At 35.6% G+C, this 1091-nt stretch carries 3 protein-coding genes; 1 reads left to right on the top strand and 2 read right to left on the bottom strand.

What is annotated here, in order from left to right; all coding sequences use genetic code 11:
* A partial coding sequence (locus tag EKL98_RS17025) for an SPFH domain-containing protein (protein WP_262706940.1) occupies positions 1-577 on the top strand: 577 nt, incomplete at its 5' end.
* Between the two features lie 20 nt (positions 578-597).
* Here EKL98_RS17025 and EKL98_RS18340 read toward each other — a convergent pair.
* Together EKL98_RS18340 and EKL98_RS17035 are read right to left on the bottom strand one after the other, a co-directional pair.
* The gene (locus EKL98_RS18340) at positions 598-792 is read right to left on the bottom strand and encodes a DUF6327 family protein (RefSeq protein WP_233589496.1); all 195 of its coding nucleotides are present in this window, start codon (positions 790-792) and stop codon (positions 598-600) included.
* Between the two features lie 17 nt (positions 793-809).
* Positions 810-1091: competence protein (locus EKL98_RS17035; protein ID WP_126563243.1), on the bottom strand; the 282-nt coding region annotated here is incomplete at its 5' end.

Here is a 1091-nt window from a genome sequence, read left to right on the forward strand (position 1 = left end):
AAAAGACGATATTGCCATTGCTGTAAAAAGAGAATTGAACGAAGCAATGACCACTTATGGCTATACCATTATCAATACATTGGTTACCGATATTGATCCAGATATTCAGGTAAAAAATGCGATGAATAGAATAAATGCTGCCGATAGAGAAAAAACTGTGGCTGAATTTGAAGCAGAAGCCTCAAGAATTAGAATTGTGGCCAAAGCCCAAGCAGAAGCCGAAAGTAAAAAATTACAAGGGCAAGGAATCGCCGACCAAAGACGTGAAATTGCTCGCGGATTGGTAGAAAGTGTGGATGTTTTGAACAAAGTAGGAATCAATTCGCAAGAAGCTTCGGCATTGATTGTGGTGACACAACATTACGATACTTTGCAAGCCATTGGCGCAGACACTAATTCTAATTTGATATTATTGCCTAATTCGCCACAAGCAGGAAGTGATATGTTGAACAATATGGTAGCGTCCTTTTCAGCTTCGAACCAAGTGGGAGAAATGATGAAAAAAACTAAAAGAATAAAAACCGCAGCTCATCCTACAGATTATGTAGAACCTGAGGAACCCGAAACTGAGGTTTAATATTAAACAAAAAAAGAGGCTTAATCGCCTCTTTTTCTTTTTGTAATCCAATTGATTATCAAAGGTATTGCTATGTTGAGAATAGTACCTGAATAGCCCGATAAGATCGATTTATAATCTCCAATAAATCCTTTTATCAAGTTTATTGGCAACAGACTTTCTTTTGTCTTTTGAACATATAAAACAATTCGTTTAAGATTGAGTTCCCTTTCCACTTTCAGAATTTCTAGTTCTAATTCGATTTAGTCTCCATACTTTCAACGTTAAAAAAGATTTCTGAAAATTTCTCTAAAATTGGTCCTTCAACGATTTTATCTTTAATTAAAAACAAAAGTCCCGAAATGACTAAATAAATTCCAGCTATAATTAGAAATCCTAATGCATAACTATCCAACGCTGTACCAATAGCAAAAGCTCCTGCAACAGAACAAAAGAATAAAACCATCGTCAATGCCATTGCAATTAAAGCAAACTTCAACATCATCGTGGTCGATTTCATCGCCACCTTAAAACC

This window comes from Flavobacterium bomense (genome assembly GCF_003970355.1).